The organism is Amycolatopsis alkalitolerans, from assembly GCF_006152065.1.
GTDB lineage: Bacteria > Actinomycetota > Actinomycetes > Mycobacteriales > Pseudonocardiaceae > Amycolatopsis_E > Amycolatopsis_E alkalitolerans.
Genome location: NZ_VDFW01000006.1, coordinates 15488 through 38424 on the forward strand (window position 1 = coordinate 15488; position 22937 = coordinate 38424).

Here is a 22937-nt window from a genome sequence, read left to right on the forward strand (position 1 = left end):
ATGGCGACGATTCAGCCGACTGAGCCGGTGGCGCCCTGGATGATGGACGGGATGGCTCCCGCCCACGCGGAGCTGATCAGGCCTGCCGCGCCGGCGCCGAGGCAGGTGCCGGACTGGTTCCAGGCGTTGACGTAGTCGGCACCGGTCGAGTTGTCCGGGACGACCGCAGGGCAGCCGATGCCACCCGTGCCGGGCTCGGATGGGGCCGGCTGCTCGGGCGCCGGTGCGGGCTGCTCAGGCGCCGGTGCGGGCTTTTCGGGGGCAGGTGCGGGCTTTTCGGGGGCCGGCTGCGGCGCCGGGAAGCAACCGCACCGCGGGTCGAACTGAACCGCTCCCGACGCCTCGTGCGCGGTGTTCGTGGCCGCCAGCGCCGGGGAGCCCGCGGCCCCCAGTGCCAGCACACCGGCCGCGGCCGCCACCGTCGTGACGACTACCTTACGGGCCTTGCTGAACTTCACGAGTTCTCCTCGAATTGCTACACCGGCTTCTGATTCGCTCGTGTTCTCGAATTAGCCACCGGCGGGTTGGCTGCGGGAATCCGTGCCTCCCACGCCGAGAACGTTAAACATCCTCGCAATCCTTTTTCCACCCCGCTTACCTGATCGTGTGGCACCTGATAGGAGGAATGATCCGGACGGTCAAAGGGCATGACAAAATACGTACTCACCCATATCGGAAGTACGCCGAGAATGCTGCGAATTACGAAAAGGAATCGGGTTACGGCGCCGTTCGGCCGCCTCTGGCGGGCATCTGTCGCGTCATGTCGCGCACTGGCTCCCGTGAAGTCTGGATCATGCTGTCTGTGGAAGATTCGCAGACAACCCGGCCAGCCCGCACATCGTGCACGGGTAGTTGGCCTGATCGGGTGATCTCGACACCTCCGCCGGGGTAGCCGGCTTCCCGGCTCGTCCGAAACGCCCAACTCGCTAGGGTGAGCGAGTGACCGACCGCGAGGTGCCCCCGTTCCCCGGCGAAGACTCCGTCGCCACCAGCGCCGTGCCGAAGGGGCTCCGGGTCGCCGCCGCGCTGGCCTGGCGGTTCCTGCTGGTGATCGCGGCGCTGTACGTGATCATGTGGCTGCTCGGCCGGCTGTCGGTCGTCGTGATCCCGGTTTCGATCGCCCTGCTGCTGTCCGCGCTGCTGGCGCCGGCCGTCGCGCACCTGGTCAAGGTCAGGGTGCCACGCGGGCTGGCCACCGCGATCGTGCTGATCGGCGGGCTCGCGGTGCTCGGCGGGCTGCTCGCGTTCGTCGTCATCCAGTTCACCGACGGCCTGCCCCAACTGCAGCAACAGCTCAACAACAGCCTTGGCCAAGTCCGCGACTGGCTGATCAACGATCTGCACCTGCGCCAGGAGCAGATCCAGCAGTTCATCGACAATGTGATCGGCTTCCTGCAGAACAACCAGGCGACGATCACGACCGGCGCGCTGACCACGGCAGGCACCGTCGGCGAGATCCTCACCGGGTTCCTGCTGACGCTGTTCGTGACCATCTTCTTCCTCGCCAGCGGCAGCCAGATCTGGACGTTCCTGATGAAGGCCGTTCCGCAGCAGGTCCGCGCCCGCGCCGATGTGGCTGGCCGCCGCGGGTTCGCGTCCCTGGTCGCGTTCGTGCGGGCGACGGCCGCGGTCGCCGTCGTGGACGCGGTCGGGATCGGCATCGGGCTGTGGATCGTGCGGGTGCCGCTGGTCGTGCCGCTCGCGACACTCGTGTTCCTCGCCGCGTTCGTCCCGATCATCGGTTCGGTGGTCGCCGGCACGGTCGCCGTGCTGGTCGCGCTCGTGACGAACGGTTTCGTCACCGCGCTGATCGTGCTCGGCATCGTGATCCTGGTGATGCAGTTGGAAAGCCATATCCTGCAACCGCTGCTGCTCGGCCGCGCGGTCAAGCTGCACCCGCTCGCGGTGGTGCTCGCGATCGCGGTCGGGCTGGTGGTCGCGGGGATCGCGGGTGCGCTGCTCGCCGTGCCGCTGCTCGCGGTGCTCAACGCGGGCATCCGTTCCCTGCTGCACGAGACGGATCCGCATCCGGAGGAGGTGGACGTGCTGCACGATAGGGATGTGCCAGCGGCGGCCACATCCACGGACGATCCGGCCGAAGTCGTGGACGAGCCCGAGAAGTCATGACCAAGCGGTTCGGGCCGACCGCGGTCGAACCGGCCACCCCGCTGTGGTGGGGCGGGATCGCGTTGCGGGTGCTGACCTGGTTGTTCGCGCTCGGCGCGGTGATCGTGCACCAGAACGACTTCCAGCGCCCGGCGCTCGCGTGGATCGTGCTCGGCGCCATGGCCGTGTGGACGGTCCTGACCGGCCTCGTCTACTCGCGCGAGGCGTTGCGCTGGCGGTGGCGCTGGTTCGTGGTCCTCGACGTCGTGGTCGTGTGCGGGCTGATGCTGACCTCGCCACTGATCCTCAGCCACACCCAGCTGTCCGGGGTGGACCCGCTGATCACCACGGTGTGGGTGGCCGGGGTGCCGGTGGCCGCCGGCACCCGGTTCGGCGGCTACGGCGGGATGGCCGCGGGTCTGGTCGTCGGCGCCGCGACGGCCGTGGCGCGGCAGGCGTTCACCCTCGACGTCGCCCGCGACGGGGTCCTGCTGGTCGCGACCGGCCTGCTGATCGGGATGAGCGCCACGACCGCGCGCCGGTCGGCCGCCGCACTGGCCGAGGCCTGGCGCAGGGAGGTGGCGAACGCCGAACGGGAACGGCTCGCGCGCTCGATCCACGACAGTGTGCTCCAGGTACTCGCCCGCGTCCGCCGGCGCGGCGCGGAGGTCGGCGGGGAAGCGGCGGAACTGGCGGCGCTGGCCGGTGAACAGGAGATCGCGTTGCGAGCGCTGGTGTCCACCGAACCGAGCGGCGCGGGCACCGGCGAAGCAGACCTGCGAAGGGCACTGCAACTGCTCGCGTCGCCGAAGGTGCAGGTCGCGGCGCCCGCCGGGGACGTGCTGTTGCCCGCCGCCATGACGGCCGAACTGGTCGCCGTCGCACGCGAGGCCCTGTCCAATGTGGACAAGCACGCGCCCCGCGCGCGGGTGTGGATCCTGCTGGAGAACCTCGCGACGGAGATCGTGCTCACCATCCGCGACAACGGACCGGGCATTCCCGAAGGCAGGCTCGCGGCGGCGGAAGCCGCGGGACATCTCGGGGTGGCCCGGTCCATGCGTGGCCGGGTGGCCGAGCTGGGTGGGACGATCTCGCTGGAAACCGGTCCCGATCGCGGGACCGAATGGGAGGTTCGGGTGCCGAAGGCGGGAACGAAACGATGATCTCGGTGATGGTCGTCGACGATCACCCCATCTGGCGTGACGGCGTCGCGCGGGATCTGACCGAGAACGGGTTCGACGTCCGCGCGACGGCGCCCGATGCCACCGCCGCGGTGCGCATCGCCACCGCCGTGCGTCCCGACGTGGTGCTGATGGACATCAACCTCGGCGGGACCTCGGGCGTGGACGCGACGCGCGAGATCACGATGGCGCTGCCGGACACCCGGGTTCTCGTGCTGTCGGCGAGCGGCGAGCACACCGATGTCCTCGAAGCGGTGAAGGCGGGCGCGTCCGGTTATCTGGTGAAGTCGGCGTCGGCGCGGGAGCTCGTCGAGGCGGTCGAACGCACCGCCGAGGGCGATCCCGTGTTCACCCCTGGCCTGGCCGGACTCGTGCTCGGCGAGTACCGGCGAATGGCCGACACTCCGGACGACGGGGCGCCCCCGCCACGGCTGACCGACCGCGAGACCGACGTCCTGCGCCTGGTCGCGAAAGGGCTCACGTCACGGCAGATCGCGGAACGGCTCGTGCTCTCGCACCGGACGGTGGAGAATCACGTGCAGTCGACGCTGCGCAAGCTCCAGTTACACAACCGGGTCGAGCTCGCGCGCTACGCGATCGAGCACGGCCTGGACGCCGACGAGGGGTAAGTCGGGGTTTTTCCCGGATCCGTCCCCGGCTTCGCGCTTCTACCCTCGAAGCCATGGGCGAAGAATCCGAGGCGACGGCCGACCCCCGCAACCTGCGAGTCTCCGATGAGGAGCGCGAGCACGTCGTCGGGGTGCTGCAGAAGGCGATCGGCCGTGGCATGCTCGATCTCGACGAGTTCACCGAGCGCACCGACGTCGTGCTCGCCGCCCGCACGCGCGGCGAGCTGAACGCGGTGCTGGTGGACATCCCGGGGCTGGTGAACCGTGAGCTGGGGGCACCGCCGCCGATGGTGAGCTCCGACCGGCGGCTCGTGCTGTCCGCGAAGTACTCCTCGCTCGTCCGCCGCGGCCGCTGGCTCGTGCCGCCGGAAGTGATCGTGCAGAACAAGTACGGCTCGACGAAGCTCGACTTCACCGAGGCCCAGGTGTCGAGCCCGACGGTGCACATCGAGCTCGACAGCAAATGGGGTTCGGTCGAGGTGACCATCCCCGAGCAGGCCGCGGTCGACCTCAACGCGATCACCGAGATCAAGTACGGCTCGCTCGAGGACAAGACCGGGACGGACGGCCGACCCGGCACGCCGCGGCTGGTGTTCTCCGGGCGCGTACACGGGGGCTCGCTCGTTATCCGGAATCCCCGTCGCGGGCTGTTCTCCTAGCCTCAGCCGGATCCGCGGTTTCGAGTACCCGGGCCGCGATCGCCTCGCACTGGGCGAGAGTGACGCCCGCGAGGCTCGCCCCGACGGCACGGATCGCGGGCACGTTCATCGAAAGGCTGGTCAGGCCGAGGCCGGTGAACACGCGCGCCAGCACCGGGTCGGCCGCCGCCTCGCCGCAGACGCCCGCGGGTTTGCCAGCCGCCTTCGCGGCGGAGCCGATCAGCTCGAGTAACCGCAGCAGCGCGGGCTGCCACGGGTCGTTGAGCTTCGCGACCGCGCCCAGCTGCCGGTCCGCGGCGAAGGTGTACTGGGCGAGATCGTTGGTGCCGACCGAAACGAAGTCGACCGCGGCCAGGATCTCCGTGGCCGACAGTGCCGCGGCGGGTATCTCGATCATCACGCCGGCCCGCGCGATCCCGGCCGCGCGCACGCGCTCGGCGAACCAGGCGGCCTCCGCCGCGGTCGCCACCATCGGTGCCATCACCGAGACCTCGGCCCCGGAATCCTGCGCCGCACCGGCGATCGCCTCGAGCTGACGGTCGAGGACCTCGGGCCGGTCGAACGCGACGCGCAGGCCCCGCACACCGAGCGCGGGGTTGGGTTCGGCTGCCGGGGAGAGGAAGGCGAGCGGTTTGTCGGCTCCGGCGTCGAGCGTGCGCACGATGACGGGCTTCCCGGCGAACGGGGTGAGCACGGCGGCGTAGGCGGCCCGCTGCTCGGCGACGGGCGGTTCGGCTTCCGCGTCCAGGTAGCAGAATTCGGTGCGAAAGAGCCCGACGCCTTCGGCACCCGCGTCCGCCGCTGCCTGCGCGTCGGCGGGCGAGCCGACGTTGCCGAGGACCTTGACGTGATGACCGTCCGAAGTGGTCCCGACGCCGTTCCACTCCGCCGGGCCGGCCGCGACCGCGGTGAGGACCGGCGCGCTGGCCTCGGCCACCTCGACCACGCCCGTGTCGCCGTCGACGAGCAGGGCGTCCGCCTCGAGTGAGAGCAGGCCGCGCACCGCGACGACGGCCGGGATTCCCAATGCCCTGGCGAGGATCGCGGTATGACTCGTCGGGCCGCCCTCCTCCGTCGCGAGCGCGAGCACCTTGGCCGGGTCGAGCCCCGCCGTGTCCGCCGGGGCCAGATCGCGGGCGACGAGCACGCTGGGCGTGGCGAACTCGGGCACCCCCGGGGGCTCGACGCTGAGCAGTTCGGCGACGACCCGGTCCCGCACGTCCTCGATGTCGCGCACTCGCTCGGCGAGGTACCCGCCTGCGGCGGCGAGCGTCTTGGCGAAGCCGTTGGCCGATTCGTAGATCGCGCGCGGGGCGGGCAGCCCTTCGGCAGTCACCAGCCGCTCAGCCTCGCTGATCAGCGCGGGGTCGCCGGCCATCGCCGCCGTGGTGAGCAGGATCGTGGCGGCCTCACCGGAAGCGCCCTCGGAAAGCGCCTCCAGGCGAGCGGCGACGGCCTGCGTGGCCGGGGCGATCCGGGCCGCCTCGGCCTGCGGATCGGCGGGGGCCGGGGCCTTCGCGGGCTCACCGAGCGGTTCGGCGACGCGGACGACGGGGCCGCGCGCGCGACCCGGGCTCACGGCGACTCCGGACAGTGGGGTCATGGTATGAACCTATCTGCAGCGCCTCGCGCTTCCGTTGAGGTGGTGGTGGGGAAGCGGCTGGCGCATATCTTGGTTGGCGAGCGCACGGACATAGGCTTCCACGTCACGGGGAGGCAGGCACACCCCGCGCGCCCTCAGTTTCGTCACCACGGGTAGCACCTCCTGCTCCCACCAGCGCTGGGCCAGCGCGCAGCGATCCCTCAGGTCGTTGCGAAACCCCCACGCCTCCGCGGATTCCGCCAGGCGCAGCCACTGGGCGGGTTCGTCCAGCCACAGCCCGGTACGCACGTCGTCGGGCAGCGGCACACGTTCCAGGAACATCCGCTCCGCGGTCTTCGACGGGAGATCGGCGAGGGTGAGGCAACGGTGCGCGCACGCGATCGTGCAGATCGCGTGCACCTTGGCCCGGATCGTGTCCTGATCCCTCGCCCTGGCCACGGACACGCGGTGGTGCCCGTCCATGACGAAATACAGTTCGCCGAGCCGCACCAGGGACACCGGCGGCAGTTCGCGGCACAGCGCGGCGAGTGCGTCCCAGCGCTCCCGCAGCTTCCGGTTGCGCGGGCGGAACTCGCGGTCGAAGTCGCCGGCCCTGGCGACCGTGCCCACGATCCCGGCGACGGGGACCTCGCGGTAGCCCTCGTCGTGCTCGCTTTGCTTGCCCAGCGCGGCGACCGCCTCGTCGAGCGGGATGATCTCCAGCTCACCCGGTCTGCGTGCGGCCAGCAGCGATTTCAGCTGCGCGAGGTAGCCCTGTCGCCGGAGCGCGTCGAACGTCGCTGGGCTCATGTGCGTCACAACACGGCTCACCCCGCGGACAATTCCTCCGCGGCAGGATAGGAGGGCTGCGCGCCCTGCCGGGTCACCGAGATCGCCGCGACCCGGACCGCCTTGCGGGCCGCGGTTTCGAGCGTGACGCCGGTCGCGAGCGAGGCGGCCAACGCCCCCGTGAACGCGTCACCGGCGCCGGTCGTGTCGACGGCCTCGACCTTGGGGGAGGCGACCTCGGTCAGGCCGTCCCCGGTGATCACGAGTGCGCCACGGGCGCCGAGCGTCACGACCGCGGACCGCGGTCCGAGTTCGAGCAACTTCGCCGGCTCCGCGCCGGATCCCAGCAGCCACGCGGCTTCATGCTCGTTGACCAGCAGTACGTCGAGCGCGGCGAGCGTCCGCGCAGACACCGCGGCGGCCGGCGAGAGGTTCAGCAGCGCGCAGGCCCCGGCCTCGGCGGCGGCCGCGACGGCGCGCTCCACCGTGGGCAGCGGGATCTCCATCGACGCCACCATGACCTTCACTCCGGTCAAGGCGCCCTCGACCGCCGACGGCTCGAGCGCGGCGTTGGCGCCGGGCGAGACGAGGATCGAGTTCTCGCCGTCGGGCGTGACCGTGATGTACGCGATCCCGGTCGGACGGGCGACGGTGGCGAGCAGGTCGGTGCGCACACCCGCGGCGAGGAGCGATTCGGTGAGCATGCGGCCGTACGCGTCATCGCCGACCGCGCCCAGCAACGCGACGTCCGCGCCGAGTTTCGCGGCGGCGACCGCCGTGTTCGCACCCTTGCCACCAGGCAGCACGGTGGTGTCGCCACCCAGGACGGTCTCCCCACCGGACGGGCGCCGTTCGGCGGCCACGACGAGGTCGGCGTTCGCGGACCCGACCACTAAAACTTCTCGCATGGCCGACAGTCTCCACTATTGGCGAATGTGAAGAAGTTTGTAACTTCCGCACCCGAGAATGCGACACTAGAGTGAGCGTCCGGTCAGCGTCACCCGTTTGGGGGAACCTGGCCGCCGGGCCGTCCCGGCGGCCCGGCATCGGACTCTCCTCAGCTGTCCGTTCCCGGTCCCACCGGCGGCGGGCATCGGGTCGCCGGTACCGATCGCGTAGCCCCCCGAGTGATCGGTACCGGCGGCGCCCACGCCGGGCAAACCGAGCTGATCTCGCGTTATCCGCGAATCGGGCGCGCGGAACTTCTAGAATGCTCGAATGGACAAGCCGACGCGCAGGGGCCGCGTGCGCGTGGCGACCGACCAGGACATCCGGCGGACAGCGCGCACTCTGCTCGTCGAGCGCGGGCCGGAGGCGGTGACGCTGCGGGCGATCGCGCGTGAACTCGGCATCACGGCCCCCGCCCTGTACCGGTACTACGGATCCCGCGACGACCTGATCGAGCACCTGCGGCTCGACGTGATCGCCGACCTCGGCGCCGAGTTGAGCGAGGAGGTCGCCGGCCTCACCGACAACGGCGCGCAGCAACTGTTCGCGATCTGCCGCGGGTTCCGGCGCTGGGCGCTGACCCATACCAGGGAGTTCACGCTCGTCTTCGCCTCGCCGACGGGCGAGGTCGGATCCGCGGCAGGCAGCGCGCTGCACCGGGTCGGCGAACCGTTCGGGCGGATCTTCCTCATCGCGGCGGGGCGCATCCTCGCGACCCACCGGCTGACGATCCCGCCGCCGGACGCGGTCCCGCCCGAACTGCGCGAGGATCTCGCCACGTTCCAGTCCGAACTGACGGCGGTGCTGAACGAGTCCGGCGCCGAATTGCCGCCGGACAAGCTGAACCTCGGCACGACGTACGTGATGATCCAGTTCTGGGCACGGCTCTACGGCCACATCACGCTCGAGGTCTTCGGGAACTACCCGATCCCGCTGTCCAAACCGGACGCGGTATTCGACGCCCTGCTAGCCGATCTCGCGCAGCAGATCGGCCTGGAGAGCCCGTACTAGACCACGACGTTGACGAGGCGGCCGGGAACGACGATCACCTTGCGGGGCGCACCGCCGCCCAGCATGGCCGCGATCTTCTCCTCCGCCAGCGCCGCCGACCGCACCGCGTCCTGGCCGGCGTCGGCCGCGACGACGACGCGCGCGCGCACCTTCCCGTTGACCTGGATCGGGTACTCGATCGTGTCTTCGACCAGGTACTGCTCGTCGGCCACCGGGAACGGCCCGTGCACCAGCGAGTCCTCATGGCCCAGCCGGCGCCACAGCTCCTCGGCGATATGCGGGCACAGCGGCGCCAGCATCAGCACCAGCGGCTCGGCCAGCTCGCGCGGGGCGCCCTCGCTCGCGCCGTACACCTTCGTCAGGTGGTTGTTCAGCTCGATCAGCTTGGCGCCCGCGGTGTTGAACCGCAGCTCCGCGTAGTCCTCGCGGACCCCGGCGATGGTCCTGTGCAGCTGCTTGCGGTCCTCGGTCGACGCCTCCGCCTGCGAAACCCGCAGCTCACCGGTCTGCTCGTCGACCACCAAGCGCCACAGCCGCTGCAGGAACCTCTGCGCGCCGACGACGTCCTTGGTCGCCCACGGGCGGGAATCGGCCAGCGGGCCCATCGCCATCTCGTAGAAGCGGAACGTGTCGGCCCCGTAGTCCGCCGACATCTGGTCGGGCGTGACCACGTTCTTCAGGCTCTTGCCCATCTTCCCGTATTCCTGCTTGACCTCTTCGCCGCGGTGGAAGAACTTTCCGTCCTTCTCCTCGACTTCTTCGGCAGGAACGTAGATACCGCGCGAGTCGGTGTACGCGTACGCCTGGATGTAGCCCTGGTTGAACAGGCGCCGGTACGGCTCCTTCGCGGACACGTGGCCCAGGTCGTACAGCACCTTCTGCCAGAACCGCGAGTACAGCAGGTGCAGCACCGCGTGCTCCACCCCGCCGACGTACAGGTCCAGACCACCTGGGTCATGCACACCGTGTTCGGCCGGGCGCGGGCCCATCCAGTACTGCTCGTTCTCGGGCGCGACGAACTCTTCGGAGTTGGTCGGGTCGATGTAGCGCAGCTGGTACCAGCACGAACCCGCCCACTGCGGCATCACGTTGGTGTCGCGGCGGTACTGCTTCGGCCCGTCGCCGAGGTCCAGCGTCACGTTGACCCACTCGGTCGCCTTGGCCAGCGGCGGCGACGGCTCGGAGTCCGCGTCGTCCGGGTCGAACGTCTGCGGCGAGTAGTCGTCGACCTCGGGCAGTTCGACCGGCAGTTCGCTGTCCGGCAACGGGATGGGCGTGCCTTCTTCGTCGTAGACGATCGGGAACGGCTCGCCCCAGTACCGCTGCCGCGCGAACAGCCAGTCACGCAGCTTGTACTGGGTGGTGCCGACCCCGTGGCCGTGTTCCTCCAGCCACTCGATGATCGTCTTCTTGGCCTCGTCGACGGCCATCCCGTCCAGGAAGCCAGAGTTGATCGCCGGGCCCTCGCCGGTGTACGCCTCGCCGTCGAAGTCTTCCGACGGCCGCACGGTGCGGACTATGTCCAGGTCGAACTTCTTCGCGAAGTCCCAGTCGCGCTGGTCCTGCCCGGGCACCGCCATGATCGCGCCGGTGCCGTAGCCCATCAGCACGTAGTCGGCGATGAAGACCGGGATCTCCTTGCCGTTGGCCGGATTTACCGCGGTGACGCCGATGAACACGCCCGTCTTCTCGCGGTTTTCCTGACGGTCCAGTTCGGACTTGCGCGAGGCAGCCAGCCGGTAGGCCTTGACCGCGTCCGCCGGGGTGGCCGCGCCACCCGTCCATGACTGGTCCACAGTGGACGGCCAGGTGGCCGCGGTCAGCTCGTCCACCAGCGGGTGTTCCGGCGCCAGCACCAGGTACGTCGCGCCGAACAGCGTGTCGGGCCGGGTGGTGAAGACCTCGACCTTCTCGTCGCCGGCGGCGAACTTCACGCGCGCACCCCGCGAGCGACCGATCCAGTTCCGCTGCATCGACTTGACCTTCTCGGGCCAGTCCAGCAACTCCAGGTCGTCCAGCAGGCGGTCGGCGTACGCGGTGATCCGCATCATCCACTGGCGCAGGTTCTTGCGGAACACCGGGAAGTTGCCGCGATCGCTCCGGCCGTCGGCGGTGACCTCCTCGTTCGCGACCACGGTGCCAAGGCCGGGGGCCCAGTTCACCGGCGCCTCGGAGATGTACACCAGGCGATGCGAGTCGATGATCTCGCGCTGCTCCTTGCGAGTCAGCTCACACCAGTTGCGGCCGTCCGGAGTGCGGCGCTTGTCCTGCGCGTACTCCTTCTCCAGCTCGAGCACCGGGCGGGCCTTGCCCTGCTTCTCGTCGTACCAGGAGTTGTAGATCTGCAGGAAGATCCACTGTGTCCACCGGTAGTACTCGGGGTCGATCGTGGCGATCCGACGCCGCTCGTCGTGGCCGAGGCCCAGCCTGCGAATCTGGCGCAGGTAGGTTTCGATGTTCTCCTCGGTGGTCTTGCGCGGATGCTGCCCGGTCTGCACCGCGTACTGCTCGGCGGGCAGGCCGAACGCGTCGAAGCCCATGGTGTGCAGCACGTTCCGCCCGATCATCCGGTGGTAGCGGGCGTACACGTCGGTGCCGATGAAGCCCAGCGGATGGCCGACGTGCAGGCCGGAACCCGACGGGTACGGGAACATGTCCTGCACGAACAACTTGTCCGAGGGGAGCGGGGTTTCGGCGAGCGGGCCGACCGGGTTCGGCGCGTTGTAGGAGCCGTGATCGGCCCAGTAGTTCTGCCAGCGCAGCTCGATCCGCCCGGCCAGCTCCGCGTTGTAGCGGTGGCCGGGTGTCTCCTCGGTTGCCTCACTCACACACCAATGGTAGGCCGGGGGTCGAAACGGATAATGACCCGTATCCTGTGCGGGTGTTCGCCATCGCGTTGATACCCGTCGTACTCGGTCTCGTCGTGGCCTGGGGCGGCCTGCTCGGCTGGCGCGAGAAGCTCGCCGACCGCGGCGCCGGCGTCCGCACGGAGGCGACCCTGCGGTCCGAGGACGCGTTCCGGATCGGCAACAAGATCGCCGGCCTGCCGACGATCGTGGCCGGGGTCGTGGGGATCTTCGCGGGCGTCGCCGGGCTCGTCATGCCCACGACGGCGGGCACCATCACCGCGACCGTCGTCGGCGTGGTCGGGATGTTCGCGCTCGTCGTGGCCGGCGGGCTACTCGGGCACCGCGCGGCGCTCACCGTCCCCGAGCCCGTGCCGGCCGGATGTGCCGGCTGCTCGTGCGGGACCTGCGGCGGCTAGTTCCGTTGCAGGTCGCCGGGGTGGGTGGCGAGTAGCGCGGTCGGCACGCCCTGGCGGCGCAGCACCTGACCCCACAGATCCCGGTCCGGCAGCGCGAGGACGTCCGAGGGCAGTGCGGGCACGATGAGCCAGTCCCCCCGGTCGATCTCGCCGTCGAGTTGCCCGGCGTCCCAGCCCGCGTAGCCGGCGAACACCCGCAACCCGCGCACCTTCGGCACCAGCAGGTCCGGATCGGCGTCGAGATCGACCAGCGCTACCGGGCCCCGTACCCCGATCAGGCCGGGCACCGCGGCCGCCGTCTCACCCGCCCGGAGCGCGGCAAGGCACAGCGCGGTCTTCTTCTCCACCGGACCGCCGACGAAGACCGACTGCGGTTCGACCACATGGCGGCCCCAGCTGGGCAGCACGTCGTCGACCGGCACGTCGCTCGGCCGGTTCAGGACGACACCGAGGGTGCCCTCGTCCCGGTGGTCGATGACGAAGACGACCGTCCGGCGGAAATTGGGATCGAACATCGTGGGTGCGGCAACCAGGAGCGAGCCCGGTTCAACCTCGGCGTCCGCTGGCACGCCAGCCATGATCCCACCCCCCGCGCGGAGGACTCGACCGGAGCGGGAACAACACGCCGCCGCGGCCCGTTGGAGTGAGTGGCCGGCGCACTCCGTGTCCCCCGGGCCCACTTGAGAAGAGCCTTTGTGGAATACCGTTCGGCTGGAGCCGCACTGCGCCACGCCGCCGAGAGGCGAGATGGAGTGGGCCGGCCACCTATGTTCGGTGTCCTTTCGGGCCACCTTCCCCACTGCCCCCTCCGTCATCATGTTGGGGGGCCGAGCCCCCCATGCCCCCCGCGGTGCGAGCTTCTCGCCGGGGCGGACGCTGGGCACGTTTCGCTGTGACCAGCATCGGTTTCGTGTGCTTTGGTCCTTGCTCGACACCGTATGCTTTCGTGTTGTGACAGCGAGCGCGGAAGCTGGGGTGAGGCGACTCGGCCCGCGCGCTTACTTCTCGATGCCGGGCTTCCGGCGGCTGCTGTACTCCCGCTTCTCCGCGCAGTGGTCCGATGGCGTCTTCCGCGCCGGGCTGGCCGGTGCGGTGCTGTTCAATCCCGAGCGCGGCGCCGATCCGCTGACCATCGCCGGCGGTTTCGCCGTGCTGCTGCTGCCCTATTCGCTGATCGGCCCGTTCGCGGGTGCGCTGCTGGACCGGTGGGACCGGCGCCGCGTGCTCGTGCTGGCGAACCTGTTGCGGGCACTCGCGGTGATCGCCGCGTCCGCCGCCGTCGGATTCGGCGTGGCGGGCATGGAACTGTTCGTGATCGCACTGATCGTCGAGGGCATCTCACGGTTCGTGGGCTCGGGTATGTCCGCTTCGCTGCCCCATGTCGTGCCGTCGTCCGCGCTGGTGACGGCGAACGCGCTGGCCACGACGCTCGGCGCGATCGTCGCCGTGATCGGCGGTGGTTGCGCGATCCTGCTGCGCTCGCTGTTCGGCGCGGGCAACACGGGTTCGGCGTGGACGACCTCGTTCGCGGTGCTCGGCGCGATTGTCGCCGCGTTGATCGCGTCGCGGTTCGCCCGGGGCAGCCTCGGCCCCGACTCGGTCGACGAACCGGAGGACGCGTTCGTCGCGGTCGCCCGTGGTCTCGCCGACGGTGGCCGGGCCGCGCTCGCGGTGCCGACGGTCACCGCGGGATTCATCGCGCTGTTCGCGCACCGCGCGTCCTACGGGATCTCGTTGCTCCTGACCGTATTGCTGCTGCGGTACTCCTTCCACGACGTGGGTTTCGTCAAGGCCGGCCTGCCCGGGCTCGGGCAACTCGCGGTGATGGCGGCCGCGGGCATCCTGCTCGCCGGCTTCAGCACCCCGCGCCTGGTCCGGAGGTTCGGGCAGCGTCGCGTCGTGACCTGCTCGTTGCTGCTGGCGGCCGCGAGCCAGGCCGGGCTCGGGCTGCCGATGCGGCTGCCGACCGCGCTCGCCGCGGCGTTCCTCATCACCGGTGCCGGGCAGGTGCTCAAGCTGTGCGTCGATTCCGCCGTGCAGCGCGATGTCGGCGACGAGTCCCGAGGGCGGGTGTTCGCCCTCTACGACACTCTCTTCAACGTCACCCAGGTGGTCGCCGTCGCGGTCGCCGCCGCGTTCGTGCCGCTCGATGGCCACTCGCCCGCGCTGCTGATCGTCGCCACCGTCGTGTACCTGCTCGGCGGAGCCGGGTATCTCCTTGCCGTCAAGCGCAATCCGCGAGTCTGAGCGCCCGTTCTCGCTTAGAGTGATCGCGATGGACGCCAGACCCGGTCAACCCCTCGCCGTCACCTTCCGGCACGCACGAGTGGTCGATGCGCATCGCGCGGGCGAGGTCCCGGTCGTGGACCGGGCGCAGGTGCCCGAAGAGGAGATCCCGCGGGTGCTGCGGTACCTGGAACGGCAGCCTGCGGTCCTGGTCGGCAGCGGGCTGGGGCCGGACATCTTCAGCGGCGGCACGGAGTCCGACGTGCCGGAGAGCTACCACACCGACGGCACGTGGGTCTGGCACGCGTCGGTGCCGCATTACCTGCGCAAGTACGGCACCCCGCCGGAGCCGGCGTTCCTCGAGCACATCCGTGCGCAGGAGTTCCAGCCCCCGTATGTCGACAAGTTGCTCAGACGCACCGCGGCCGCCGATCTGCTCGGCAGGCCACGGCCCCGCGCCGACCCACGGGATCTCGGCCCCACCAGCGGGGACGTCGCCGCCGCACTCGAAACGCGGGTGGATCCGGACCTCGACGATCCGGCGCTGCTCGTCGTGCTGGCGCAGCGCCTGGGCGAGCAGGGGGTCTGGCCGGACGCGTACCGGATCGCGGCGCGGGCAGACCAGGCGTGGTGCCTCAACGCGACGGAGAGGGGGTGGGAGGTCGCCTGGCACGAGGATTCCGCGCCGGCCGAACCTCGCTACTTCGACCACGTTCAGGATGCGGCCCAGTTCCTGCTCGGCGCGCTGTTGCTGCACCCGGCCCGGAGAACCGGCGGCCTCGAGACACCGCTGGAGACCGCCGCCGAACTCGCCGACTGGCCGATCCAGCCGACCGAGGGGGAGCCACCGCTGACGCTGCTGCGCAACAAGCGCCTCGTTCGTCTGGGCGCGGGCACGGTGGTGCTGCGGTTCGGCGGCGACGGCGGGAACCTGGTGCACCACGACGAAGCCCGCTTCCCGACCACCTCGCTCCCGATCGAGCGGGAACGGCAGGAACGCAAGTACCGGCTGTGCCGGCCACTGTCGGTGATCCTCGGCATCGCGGTGCCGTGGGCGAAACTGCCCGGTGGGGCCGTGAGCTATGTCCTGCCGAAGGCAATTCGCGACCACGTCGCCGAAGGCGCCATCGAGCGCGTTGTCGGCTAGGTTTGACTGGTCTTTCACAAGGGGGAGTAGTGCGGTATCGAGTCGAGCTCACCGGCCAACCGGACGGGCTGTACGGGGTGTGGCAGGGCCGCGCCTTCCAGGCGGAACGGTCCACGGCGGACGGCACGCTCCTGCTCGCCGCCGCCCCCGACGAGGAACCGCCCGAGGATTTCGACACCGAGTGGCAGTCCCGCCCGGCGAAGGTGATCGCGCAGGACCAGGCCGAGGCCACCTTCAGCCTGCACACCCACTGCCTGTTCGACGACGAGGTCTTCGAGGTGGCCGCCGACCGCGACCCGCGATCGCTCACGCTGCGCTGGGCAGGTCGCGACGAGGTGCGCGCACGCCAACTGGGCCTGGCGGACCTGACCGCGACGGCGACGCTCGACGAGATCAGCGCCTTGTGGCAGGAGCGGCACGACTTCCCGGGCACGGCCGGGCCCGAACCCGGCACGGGGGAGCCGGAGGCCCTGGTCCGGGCGATCGCGCGCTCGGTGCGCACGATCCTGCCCGACGGCTGGGAGCGCGTGGCGGCGCAGTTCCGGCAGGTGGGTGAGTACGCCGAGATCGAGATCAGGGCGGTCGGCGACGGCGAGTCGGTGTCGCTGTGCGCGCCGCCGCGGCTGGGGCAACTGTTCGCGCAACTGCGGTCGGCGATGTACCGGCCGGAGACCGGCACCTGGTTCAAGGGCACTCTCACGCTCGAAGCACCGTCGTCGTTCCAGTTCGACTACGACACCACGAACGAGCCCACCTGGCGCCAGTCCCCGGTGGGCCGGCTGACCGCCCGCGTCTACGAGGCGGAGCTGGAGCGGTACCCGCGGGATCGCAAGCAGGTGCCCGACTGGCTGGCGGCCAAGGCCGGCCTGCCGGTGGACGTGACGTTCCGGCAGGCACGGTTGCCCGAGCGGCCGCAGGCGTTGCCGCAGGAGGAGATCCGCCCGGTGCTCGACTACCTGTATCGCGCGTCGGTGGTGGTGAGCAGGCCGGGACGGCTGCCGGACACGGTCAACCCGGGTGGACCCGCCGACGTGCCGGACGCGTTCCACACCGACGGCGCGTGGATCTGGCCGGCCGCGGTGCCACATTACCTGCGCAAGTACGGGATCCCACCGGAGCCGGAGCTGCTGGAGCGGATCCGCGCGAGTTCCTACCGGGTGCCGTACCTGTCCACCGAACTGCGGACGGCGGCGGAGGCCGAGGTGCTCGGACAGCCGCATCCGCCGGCCGTCGCGGCGCCCGAACCCGACGCGGTCACGCTCATCGACCGCGGTGCCGAACCGCCGCTGGGGCTGCGGGCTTCGGAAGTGCTCGCGGTGCTGGAGCGGCGCCTGGCGGAGTACGGGATCCCGCCGTCGGCGTATTCGATCGGCGAACGGGTGGAGGGCGTGTGGAGCCTGCACCGGACGAAGACGAGCTGGGAGGTGCTGGGACCGGACGCCGGTGAGCCGGCGGCGTTCGCGCATGTCGAGGAGGCGGCGCGGTTCCTGCTGGGCTCGTTGCTGCTTTACCCCGCGAGGACACCGGAGCAGGAATCGCTGGAGTGGCCGATCGCGCCGCTGCGCGGCGAGCCCCCGCTCACCTTCTTCCGCGCCAAGCGGATGATCGTGCTCCCGGCCGGGACGACGTTGGTGCGCTTCGGGAACGAAGGGGGCAACCTCCTGCACGACCCGTCGACGCGGTTCCCGGAGGCTTCGCTGGCGCCGGAACGCGAGGGGCTGCGGCAGCTGTACCGCCTGGTCAGGGGCCTGCTGACGCTGACCGGCGTGACCTTGCCGTGGGGCCCGATGCCGGGCGGCGCGGTCGGGTACCTGCTACCGCTCGCCATCGGACAGCACCTGGAGGCGGGGGCGCTGGAGCGGGTTTAGCCGCGCTTGCTACCGCGGCATCCACAACGTCACCCTCGTCCCGCTGCCCGGGCTCGACTCCACCGTCGCCCGGCCGCCCGCCTCGGCCAGCCGCGCCGTGATCGACTCACTGATGCCGAAGCCCGCGGGCCGGTTGGACTCGTCGAAACCCTTGCCGTGATCGCGGATCACCACGGTGATCCCGCCGTCCTCCTCGTCCACCCGCACCACGACCTGATCGGTGCCCGCATGCTTCAGCGTGTTCCGCATCGCCTCTCGCGCGGCGTCGCGGATGGCCAGCTGCCGCACCTCCGACAGCGTTTCCTCGTCGAGTTCCGCCATCACCAGCTGTGCCCGCAGTCCCTCGCGCGCCATCTCCGCCGCCAGCGCGGTGAGCTTCTCACCCAGCGGGCGCGCCGCTTCCTCGTCGGACTCGCGTTGCGCCGTCTCGATCAGCTGCCGCACCTCGATCGCCTGCGCGCGAGCGATCCGGCGCACCTCCTCGAGTTGCCGTTCCGGTTCGCCTTGCCGGGGCAGCGCCAGCAGCTCCAGCGTCTGCAGCACCGAGTCGTGCAGGGCACGGTGCTGCCGTGCCCGCTCGGCGAGCCGGCCGTTCCGGATCCCGTACGCGAGCGCCAGCCGTGTACCGAGGCCGAGCAGCACGAGTGCGCCGGTCGCGGTCAGCACGACCCCGAGCATCGTACCGAGATCGGCGAACCCTTGTTTCACGTTGAACATGCCCGTGCTGGCCCACCACGCGAGCATCCGCAACGGGATGCTCAGCACCATCAGCCCGGCGCCGTAGCCGAGTCCGAGCACGAGGGTGAGCAGGGCGATCCCGCCGAGCAGTTCCTTGCCGGGCACCTGCATCGCCGCGTCGAAGGACGAAGCCGGCACCGAGATCGCGACCACCAGGTACGCGATCAGCGTGAAGGCCACGTCGAACGCCAGCAGGCGCATCATCGCGCCACCGTGGAACGGCGCCGTCCGCACCAGCCACCGCAGGCCGAGCACGTTGAGCAGCACGCACAGCGCCGCCACCACGACGACCGCGGCGGAGTCACCGCCGCCGGCCAGGAACTCGCCCAGCGCGCCGAGCACCGCGACGATCCGGTACGCGAGCGGCACCATCGCGACGTACCGTGTCGCGCGCAGCAGCAGGTTGTCGCGCACCGCCGGGTCCACCTGACCCGCCATGGTGCGCATCCGCCGCAAGGCGCTGACCGGCGCCGGGTCGGCCATCCCCTCGTCGAGGTCGCTCGTCGCGGTCGCCATCGCGGGCGCACCGCGGCGCAACAAAGTCACCAGGAACCCGGCTCGTTGGGAGGTCACGTCACTAGAGTCCCCCGAAGGTCCGCGGGGGTTACGGGATGCCGTTCTCCTCGGCCCACCTCCGCAGTTCGGCCACCGCCTCGTCATGCGTGAGGGGACCGCGGTCGAGCCTCAGCTCCTTGAGGTACCGCCAGGCCTTGCCGACGAGCGGACCGGGCGGCAGCCCGAGCAGCTTCATGATCTCGTTGCCGTCGAGGTCCGGGCGGACGCGCGCGAGGTCCTCCTCCTCGGCGATCCGGGCGATCCGCTCCTCCAGCTCGTCATAGGTGCGCTGCAGCGCGGCGGCCTTGCGCTTGTTGCGGGTCGTGCAGTCGGCCCGCACCAGCTTGTGCAACCGCTGGAGCAGCGGGCCCGCGTCGGTGGCGTACCGGCGGACCGCCGAGTCCGTCCACTCGCCCCTGCCGTACCCGTGGAACCGCAGGTGCAGGAACACCAACTGGCTCACGTCGTCGATGATCTGCTTCGAGTACCTCAGCGCACGCAGGCGCTTTCGCACCATCTTCGCGCCGACGACCTCGTGGTGATGGAAGCTCACCCCGCCGCCCGCCTCGAACCGGCGGGTTGCGGGCTTGCCGATGTCGTGCAGCAGCGCGGCCAGGCGCAGCACCAGGTCCGGACCGTCCTGTTCGAGCGCGATCGCCTGCTCCAGGACGGTGAGCGAATGCTGGTAGACGTCCTTGTGCTGATGGTGCTCGTCGATGGCCAGCCGCATGCCGGGCAGTTCGGGCAGCACCCGTTCGGCGAGCCCGGTGCCGACCACCAGCTCCAGCCCGCGGCGCGGATGCTCGCCGAGCAGGAGCTTCGACAGCTCCGCCTGCACGCGTTCGGCGGTGATCCGCTCGATCTCACCCGCCATCGCGGTCATCGCCTCGGTCACCCGGGGCGCCGGCGAGAAGTCCAGCTGCGAGACGAACCGCGCGGCCCGCAGCATGCGCAGCGGGTCGTCGGCGAAGGACTCCTGCGGCGTGGCGGGCGTGTCCAGGACCCGTTGTGCGAGGGTGTCCAGCCCGTTGTGCGGGTCGACGAACTCCTTTGTCGAGATGTCGATCGCCATCGCGTTGACGGTGAAGTCGCGGCGCAGCAGGTCGCCTTCGATGGTGTCGCCGAAGGTCACCTCCGGGTTGCGGCTCACGCGGTCGTAGGTGTCCGCGCGGAACGTCGTGATCTCCAGGGTCGAACCGCGTTTGGTCACCCCGACCGTGCCGAAGTCGATACCGGTGTCCCATACCCCGTCGGCCCAGCCGCGGACGATCCCGAGAATCTGCTGTGGCCTGGCGTCCGTGGTGAAGTCGAGGTCGGCCGACAGCCTGCCGAGCAGCGCGTCACGGACGCTGCCGCCCACGAGGTACAGCCGGTGACCGGCCTTGGCGAACAGACCGGCCAGCTCGTCGGCCAAGGGCGAGATCCGCATCAGCTCGATCACCGCATTCCGCTTGGCAGCGAGTTCGTTCACGGGGACAGACACAGGGAACCAGCCTACCGATCGACCGAAAGTGAGGGTGCAACTACGCGTTCGAGACCGCTGAGCGTGTGCAACGACTAGCATCGCAGCATGTCTGGATCGGCCGGTCACTCCGGTGGCGGCAAGCCGCGACGCAGGTCGCGACGCCGCCGCGGCAGGAAGATGACCACGGTCGACGAGACCTCGGCCGGCGGCCTGGTGGTCGACGAGGACCGGGAGCGGGCAGTGCTCATCGGCCGCCTCGACCGCGGCGGCAAACTCCTGTGGTCACTGCCCAAGGGTCATATCGAAGAAGGCGAGACGGTCGAAGAGACGGCGCTGCGCGAAGTCAAGGAGGAGACCGGGATCAGCGCGCGCGTGCTGTTCCCGCTCGGCACGATCGACTACTGGTTCGTGGCCGAGCGCCGGCGGGTGCACAAGACAGTGCATCATTTCGTCCTGGAAGCCGTCGGCGGCGAGCTCTCCGACGAAGACGTCGAAGTCACCGAGGTGGCCTGGGTCCGCATCGCGGACCTGGAGGACAGGCTCGCCTACACCGACGAGCGTGCCCTCGTGCGCAAGGCCCTCGAACTGTTCGCGGGTGAAGAGCCGGCGACCGAAGGAGTCGGAGAGTGAAGCGGTTCGCCGCCGTCATGTCGGTCGCGATCCTGATCGTCCTGCTCGCACCGCTGTCGGCCGGTGCGCAGCCGGCCACGGACGCGCCGACCCGGTTGCGGCTGGACGTCACGCAGATGAACCCGCGCACGGTGACGTCCACCTCCACCACGCTCACCGTCAACGGCACCGTGACGAACACCGGCGACCGCCGGATCAGCGATCTGCAGGTACGCCTGGAGCTCGGCGAAAAGCTGGGCACCGAACGGCGCGTGCGCTCGGCGATGTCGGGCAACCCGGCCGCCGCGATGTCCAGCACCAAGTTCCTCGACGTCGAACCCGGCACGCTCGAGCCGGGGCAGACCGGTCAGCTGAACATCACCGTGCGCCTCGACGGCTCCGCCAACGGGCTGCACGTGAGCGGCCCCGGCAGCTATCCACTGCTGGTCAACGTCAACGGCACCCCGGACTACGGCGGAGCCGCCCGGCTCGCGTCGTTGAGCCTGCTGCTGCCGGTACTCGGCGCACCCGGCAGGACCGACGCGCAGCCGCCAAGCCGGCCGGCCGAGGTCACCGTGCTGTGGCCGATCACCGACACCAGGCCGCGGATCGTCGCGGCGCCGTTCAACGGTCGCGTGGTGCTGGGTGACGACATCCTGGCCGGTGAGCTGCGCCCCGGTGGGCGGCTCGACGCGCTGGTCTCCTCGGCGCTCGCGGCGCAGGACGATCCCCGGCTGCGCCGGGCGCTCTGCTACGCGGTCGACCCCGACCTGCTCGACACGGTGGACGCGATGAGCCACGGCTACGACGTCCGCACCCCCACGGGCAACGTGCCCGGTTCCGGGGCCGAGGCGGCGAAGGCCTGGCTCGCCTCGCTGCGCCGGCTCGTGGCGAACCAGTGCGTGGTCCAGCTGCCCTACGCCGACGCCGATCTGTCCGCGCTCGCGGGTGTCCGCGGCGGCGATCTGATGAACTACGCGCTCAACACCAGTCAACACGTCCAGCAGCTCATCGGCGCCCAGCCGCTGCCGGGCGTGCTGTGGGCGAACGGCCCACTCGACTCGGCCGCGCTGGGCTCCTTGCAGGCCAACGGAATCAACACGCTCATCACGGATCCAGCCGATCTGTCGTCCGGCAGTGCCGGCGCTGGCGTGACGATCAAAGGCACGTCGCTGCGCGGGCAGCCGGTCGACTCGCTGGTCTCGACCGGTCTCGCCGGCGTCTCGGGAGGATCCGCTTCGACCCCGCCCGACGATCCGGCGGTCGGCGCCCAGAACGGGCTGGCCGCGCTGGCGTACCGCGGGATGACCGGGGGCGGCGGCTCGGTGCTCGTCGCGCCGCCGCGGCGCTGGTCTCTCCCGGAAGCCGAGCTGAGCCAGCTGCTCCAGTCGCTGGGCGAGCTGCTGGACCGCCAGTTCCTGTCCGCGGCCTCGCTTCCCCAGTTGCTGCGCACCGCCCCGTCGGGCAGCGCGTCGATGAACTACACCGCCGAAGACGTCGCCGCGGCCACTCCCGCGCAGGTCACCGACTCGATGAGCACGGTCGAGAGCACGATGGCCGATCTGCGCGCCGCGATGGCCGTCGATCCGGCCGCCCAGGTCGACCCCGACCAGCTGCTGATGCCGCTGCGCTACGCACTCGTCCGCAACTGTTCGACCGCCTGGCAGGGCAGCGGCGACGCGGCCGAGGTCTCCGCGAACGACTCCCGCACCGAGTTGCGTGCCCTGCTCGGCCAGGTCACCGTGGACACCCCCGCGGTACCGATCTCGCTCGCCTCGGGCTCCGCGCCACTGCCGGTGTTCCTCAGCAACACGCTGCCCGTGCAGGTCGCCGTGCGGATCACGCTCAGCAACAGCAACGGCCTGCGCACGGGTGACATCGGCGACCAGTGGCTGCCGGCCGGGCTGAGCGCGAACCGCAAGGTCACCATCCCGGCCGAGGCGCTGCGGGCCGGCCGGTTCAGCATCACCGTCGCGCTGACCACGCCGGACGGCACCCCGCTCGGCAACCCCGCGCGGTTCGAACTGCGCTCGAACCAGTACGGCTGGGTGACCCTCGTGCTGACCATCGCCGGCGGGGTCGCGCTCGTCCTGCTGTCGGGGCGGCAGATCTATCGCCGGATCCGGGCGCGCAACGGCGGATGATTACCCTGGAGTGAC

Annotated in this window: 19 protein-coding genes; 11 read left to right on the forward strand and 8 right to left on the reverse strand. The window is 70.5% G+C overall.

Annotated elements, in window-relative coordinates; genetic code table 11:
• Window positions 1–11 precede the first annotated feature (11 nt).
• Window positions 12–458, reverse strand: a complete 447-nt coding sequence (locus tag FG385_RS09140) for a hypothetical protein (protein ID WP_200834395.1) — start codon at window positions 456–458, stop codon at window positions 12–14.
• A 481-nt stretch (window positions 459–939) separates the two neighbouring features.
• Here FG385_RS09140 and FG385_RS09145 point away from each other — a divergent pair, with 481 nt between their 5' ends.
• Genes FG385_RS09145 through FG385_RS09160 form a run of 4 tightly spaced genes read left to right on the forward strand, consistent with a single transcriptional unit; the run spans window position 940 to window position 4575 of the window.
• Window positions 940–2127, forward strand: a complete 1188-nt coding sequence (locus tag FG385_RS09145) for an AI-2E family transporter (RefSeq protein ID WP_139096208.1) — start codon at window positions 940–942, stop codon at window positions 2125–2127.
• The gene (gene macS, locus FG385_RS09150; protein ID WP_139096209.1) at window positions 2124–3269 is read left to right on the forward strand and encodes a MacS family sensor histidine kinase; all 1146 of its coding nucleotides are present in this window, start codon (window positions 2124–2126) and stop codon (window positions 3267–3269) included. The genes FG385_RS09145 and macS overlap by 4 nt, the downstream gene beginning before the upstream one ends.
• Window positions 3266–3916 (forward strand): response regulator, encoded by a 651-nt coding sequence (locus tag FG385_RS09155; protein ID WP_139096210.1) that lies wholly within the window; start codon window positions 3266–3268, stop codon window positions 3914–3916. The genes macS and FG385_RS09155 overlap by 4 nt, the downstream gene beginning before the upstream one ends.
• A gap of 53 nt (window positions 3917–3969) precedes the next feature.
• Window positions 3970–4575, forward strand: a complete 606-nt coding sequence (locus tag FG385_RS09160; RefSeq protein WP_139096211.1) for a DUF1707 SHOCT-like domain-containing protein — start codon at window positions 3970–3972, stop codon at window positions 4573–4575.
• On the opposite strand, the gene ptsP is transcribed toward FG385_RS09160, so the two are convergent.
• The 3 genes from ptsP to FG385_RS09175 are packed head-to-tail and all read right to left on the reverse strand — an operon-like array spanning window position 4541 to window position 7854.
• Window positions 4541–6178, reverse strand: a complete 1638-nt coding sequence (gene ptsP, locus FG385_RS09165; RefSeq protein ID WP_139096212.1) for a phosphoenolpyruvate--protein phosphotransferase — start codon at window positions 6176–6178, stop codon at window positions 4541–4543. The two genes, FG385_RS09160 and ptsP, sit on opposite strands and share 35 nt — an antisense overlap.
• Before the next feature lie 9 nt (window positions 6179–6187).
• A complete protein-coding gene (locus FG385_RS09170) occupies window positions 6188–6967 on the reverse strand; it encodes a hypothetical protein (protein WP_235022473.1) in 780 nt (259 codons plus the stop codon).
• A gap of 17 nt (window positions 6968–6984) precedes the next feature.
• Window positions 6985–7854 (reverse strand): ribokinase, encoded by an 870-nt coding sequence (locus FG385_RS09175; protein ID WP_139096213.1) that lies wholly within the window; start codon window positions 7852–7854, stop codon window positions 6985–6987.
• A 310-nt stretch (window positions 7855–8164) separates the two neighbouring features.
• On the opposite strand from FG385_RS09175, the gene FG385_RS09180 reads away from it, so the two are divergent.
• Window positions 8165–8905 carry a TetR/AcrR family transcriptional regulator gene (locus FG385_RS09180; RefSeq protein ID WP_139096214.1) on the forward strand — a complete coding sequence of 247 codons (741 nt, stop codon included), beginning with the start codon at window positions 8165–8167 and terminating at the stop codon, window positions 8903–8905.
• On the opposite strand, the gene leuS is transcribed toward FG385_RS09180, so the two are convergent.
• Complete coding sequence (leuS, locus tag FG385_RS09185) at window positions 8902–11733, reverse strand: leucine--tRNA ligase (RefSeq protein WP_139096215.1); 2832 nt, start codon at window positions 11731–11733, stop codon at window positions 8902–8904. The two genes, FG385_RS09180 and leuS, sit on opposite strands and share 4 nt — an antisense overlap.
• 53 nt (window positions 11734–11786) lie before the next feature.
• Here leuS and FG385_RS09190 point away from each other — a divergent pair, with 53 nt between their 5' ends.
• On the forward strand, window positions 11787–12170 hold the full coding sequence (locus tag FG385_RS09190; RefSeq protein ID WP_139096216.1) for an SdpI family protein: 384 nt from the start codon (window positions 11787–11789) through the stop codon (window positions 12168–12170).
• Here FG385_RS09190 and FG385_RS09195 read toward each other — a convergent pair.
• Window positions 12167–12748, reverse strand: coding sequence for a YqgE/AlgH family protein (locus tag FG385_RS09195; protein ID WP_139096217.1), 582 nt, complete (start codon window positions 12746–12748; stop codon window positions 12167–12169). The genes FG385_RS09190 and FG385_RS09195 overlap by 4 nt on opposite strands.
• 430 nt (window positions 12749–13178) lie before the next feature.
• Between FG385_RS09195 and FG385_RS09200 the strand changes: the two genes are divergently transcribed.
• From FG385_RS09200 to FG385_RS09210, 3 genes are read left to right on the forward strand one after another with little or no spacing between them, the layout of a single operon-like run.
• The gene (locus tag FG385_RS09200) at window positions 13179–14417 is read left to right on the forward strand and encodes an MFS transporter (RefSeq protein WP_139096429.1); all 1239 of its coding nucleotides are present in this window, start codon (window positions 13179–13181) and stop codon (window positions 14415–14417) included.
• A 28-nt stretch (window positions 14418–14445) separates the two neighbouring features.
• On the forward strand, window positions 14446–15543 hold the full coding sequence (locus FG385_RS09205) for a TNT domain-containing protein (RefSeq protein WP_139096218.1): 1098 nt from the start codon (window positions 14446–14448) through the stop codon (window positions 15541–15543).
• Window positions 15544–15572: 29 nt separating this feature from the next.
• Complete coding sequence (locus FG385_RS09210) at window positions 15573–17411, forward strand: TNT domain-containing protein (RefSeq protein WP_139096219.1); 1839 nt, start codon at window positions 15573–15575, stop codon at window positions 17409–17411.
• A 9-nt stretch (window positions 17412–17420) separates the two neighbouring features.
• On the opposite strand, the gene FG385_RS09215 is transcribed toward FG385_RS09210, so the two are convergent.
• Both FG385_RS09215 and FG385_RS09220 read right to left on the reverse strand, forming a co-directional pair.
• Window positions 17421–18722: a sensor histidine kinase gene (locus FG385_RS09215; RefSeq protein ID WP_139096220.1), complete on the reverse strand. Its 1302-nt coding sequence runs from the start codon at window positions 18720–18722 to the stop codon at window positions 17421–17423.
• Window positions 18723–18753: 31 nt separating this feature from the next.
• Entirely contained in the window at window positions 18754–20175 is a 1422-nt protein-coding gene (locus FG385_RS09220) for a CCA tRNA nucleotidyltransferase (protein WP_407645480.1), read from the reverse strand.
• 99 nt (window positions 20176–20274) lie between these two features.
• Here FG385_RS09220 and FG385_RS09225 point away from each other — a divergent pair, with 99 nt between their 5' ends.
• Together FG385_RS09225 and FG385_RS09230 are read left to right on the forward strand one after the other, a co-directional pair.
• The gene (locus tag FG385_RS09225) at window positions 20275–20799 is read left to right on the forward strand and encodes an NUDIX hydrolase (RefSeq protein ID WP_139096222.1); all 525 of its coding nucleotides are present in this window, start codon (window positions 20275–20277) and stop codon (window positions 20797–20799) included.
• A complete protein-coding gene (locus FG385_RS09230) occupies window positions 20796–22922 on the forward strand; it encodes a DUF6049 family protein (RefSeq protein WP_139096223.1) in 2127 nt (708 codons plus the stop codon). The genes FG385_RS09225 and FG385_RS09230 overlap by 4 nt, the downstream gene beginning before the upstream one ends.
• The last annotated feature ends 15 nt before the right edge of the window (window positions 22923–22937 follow it).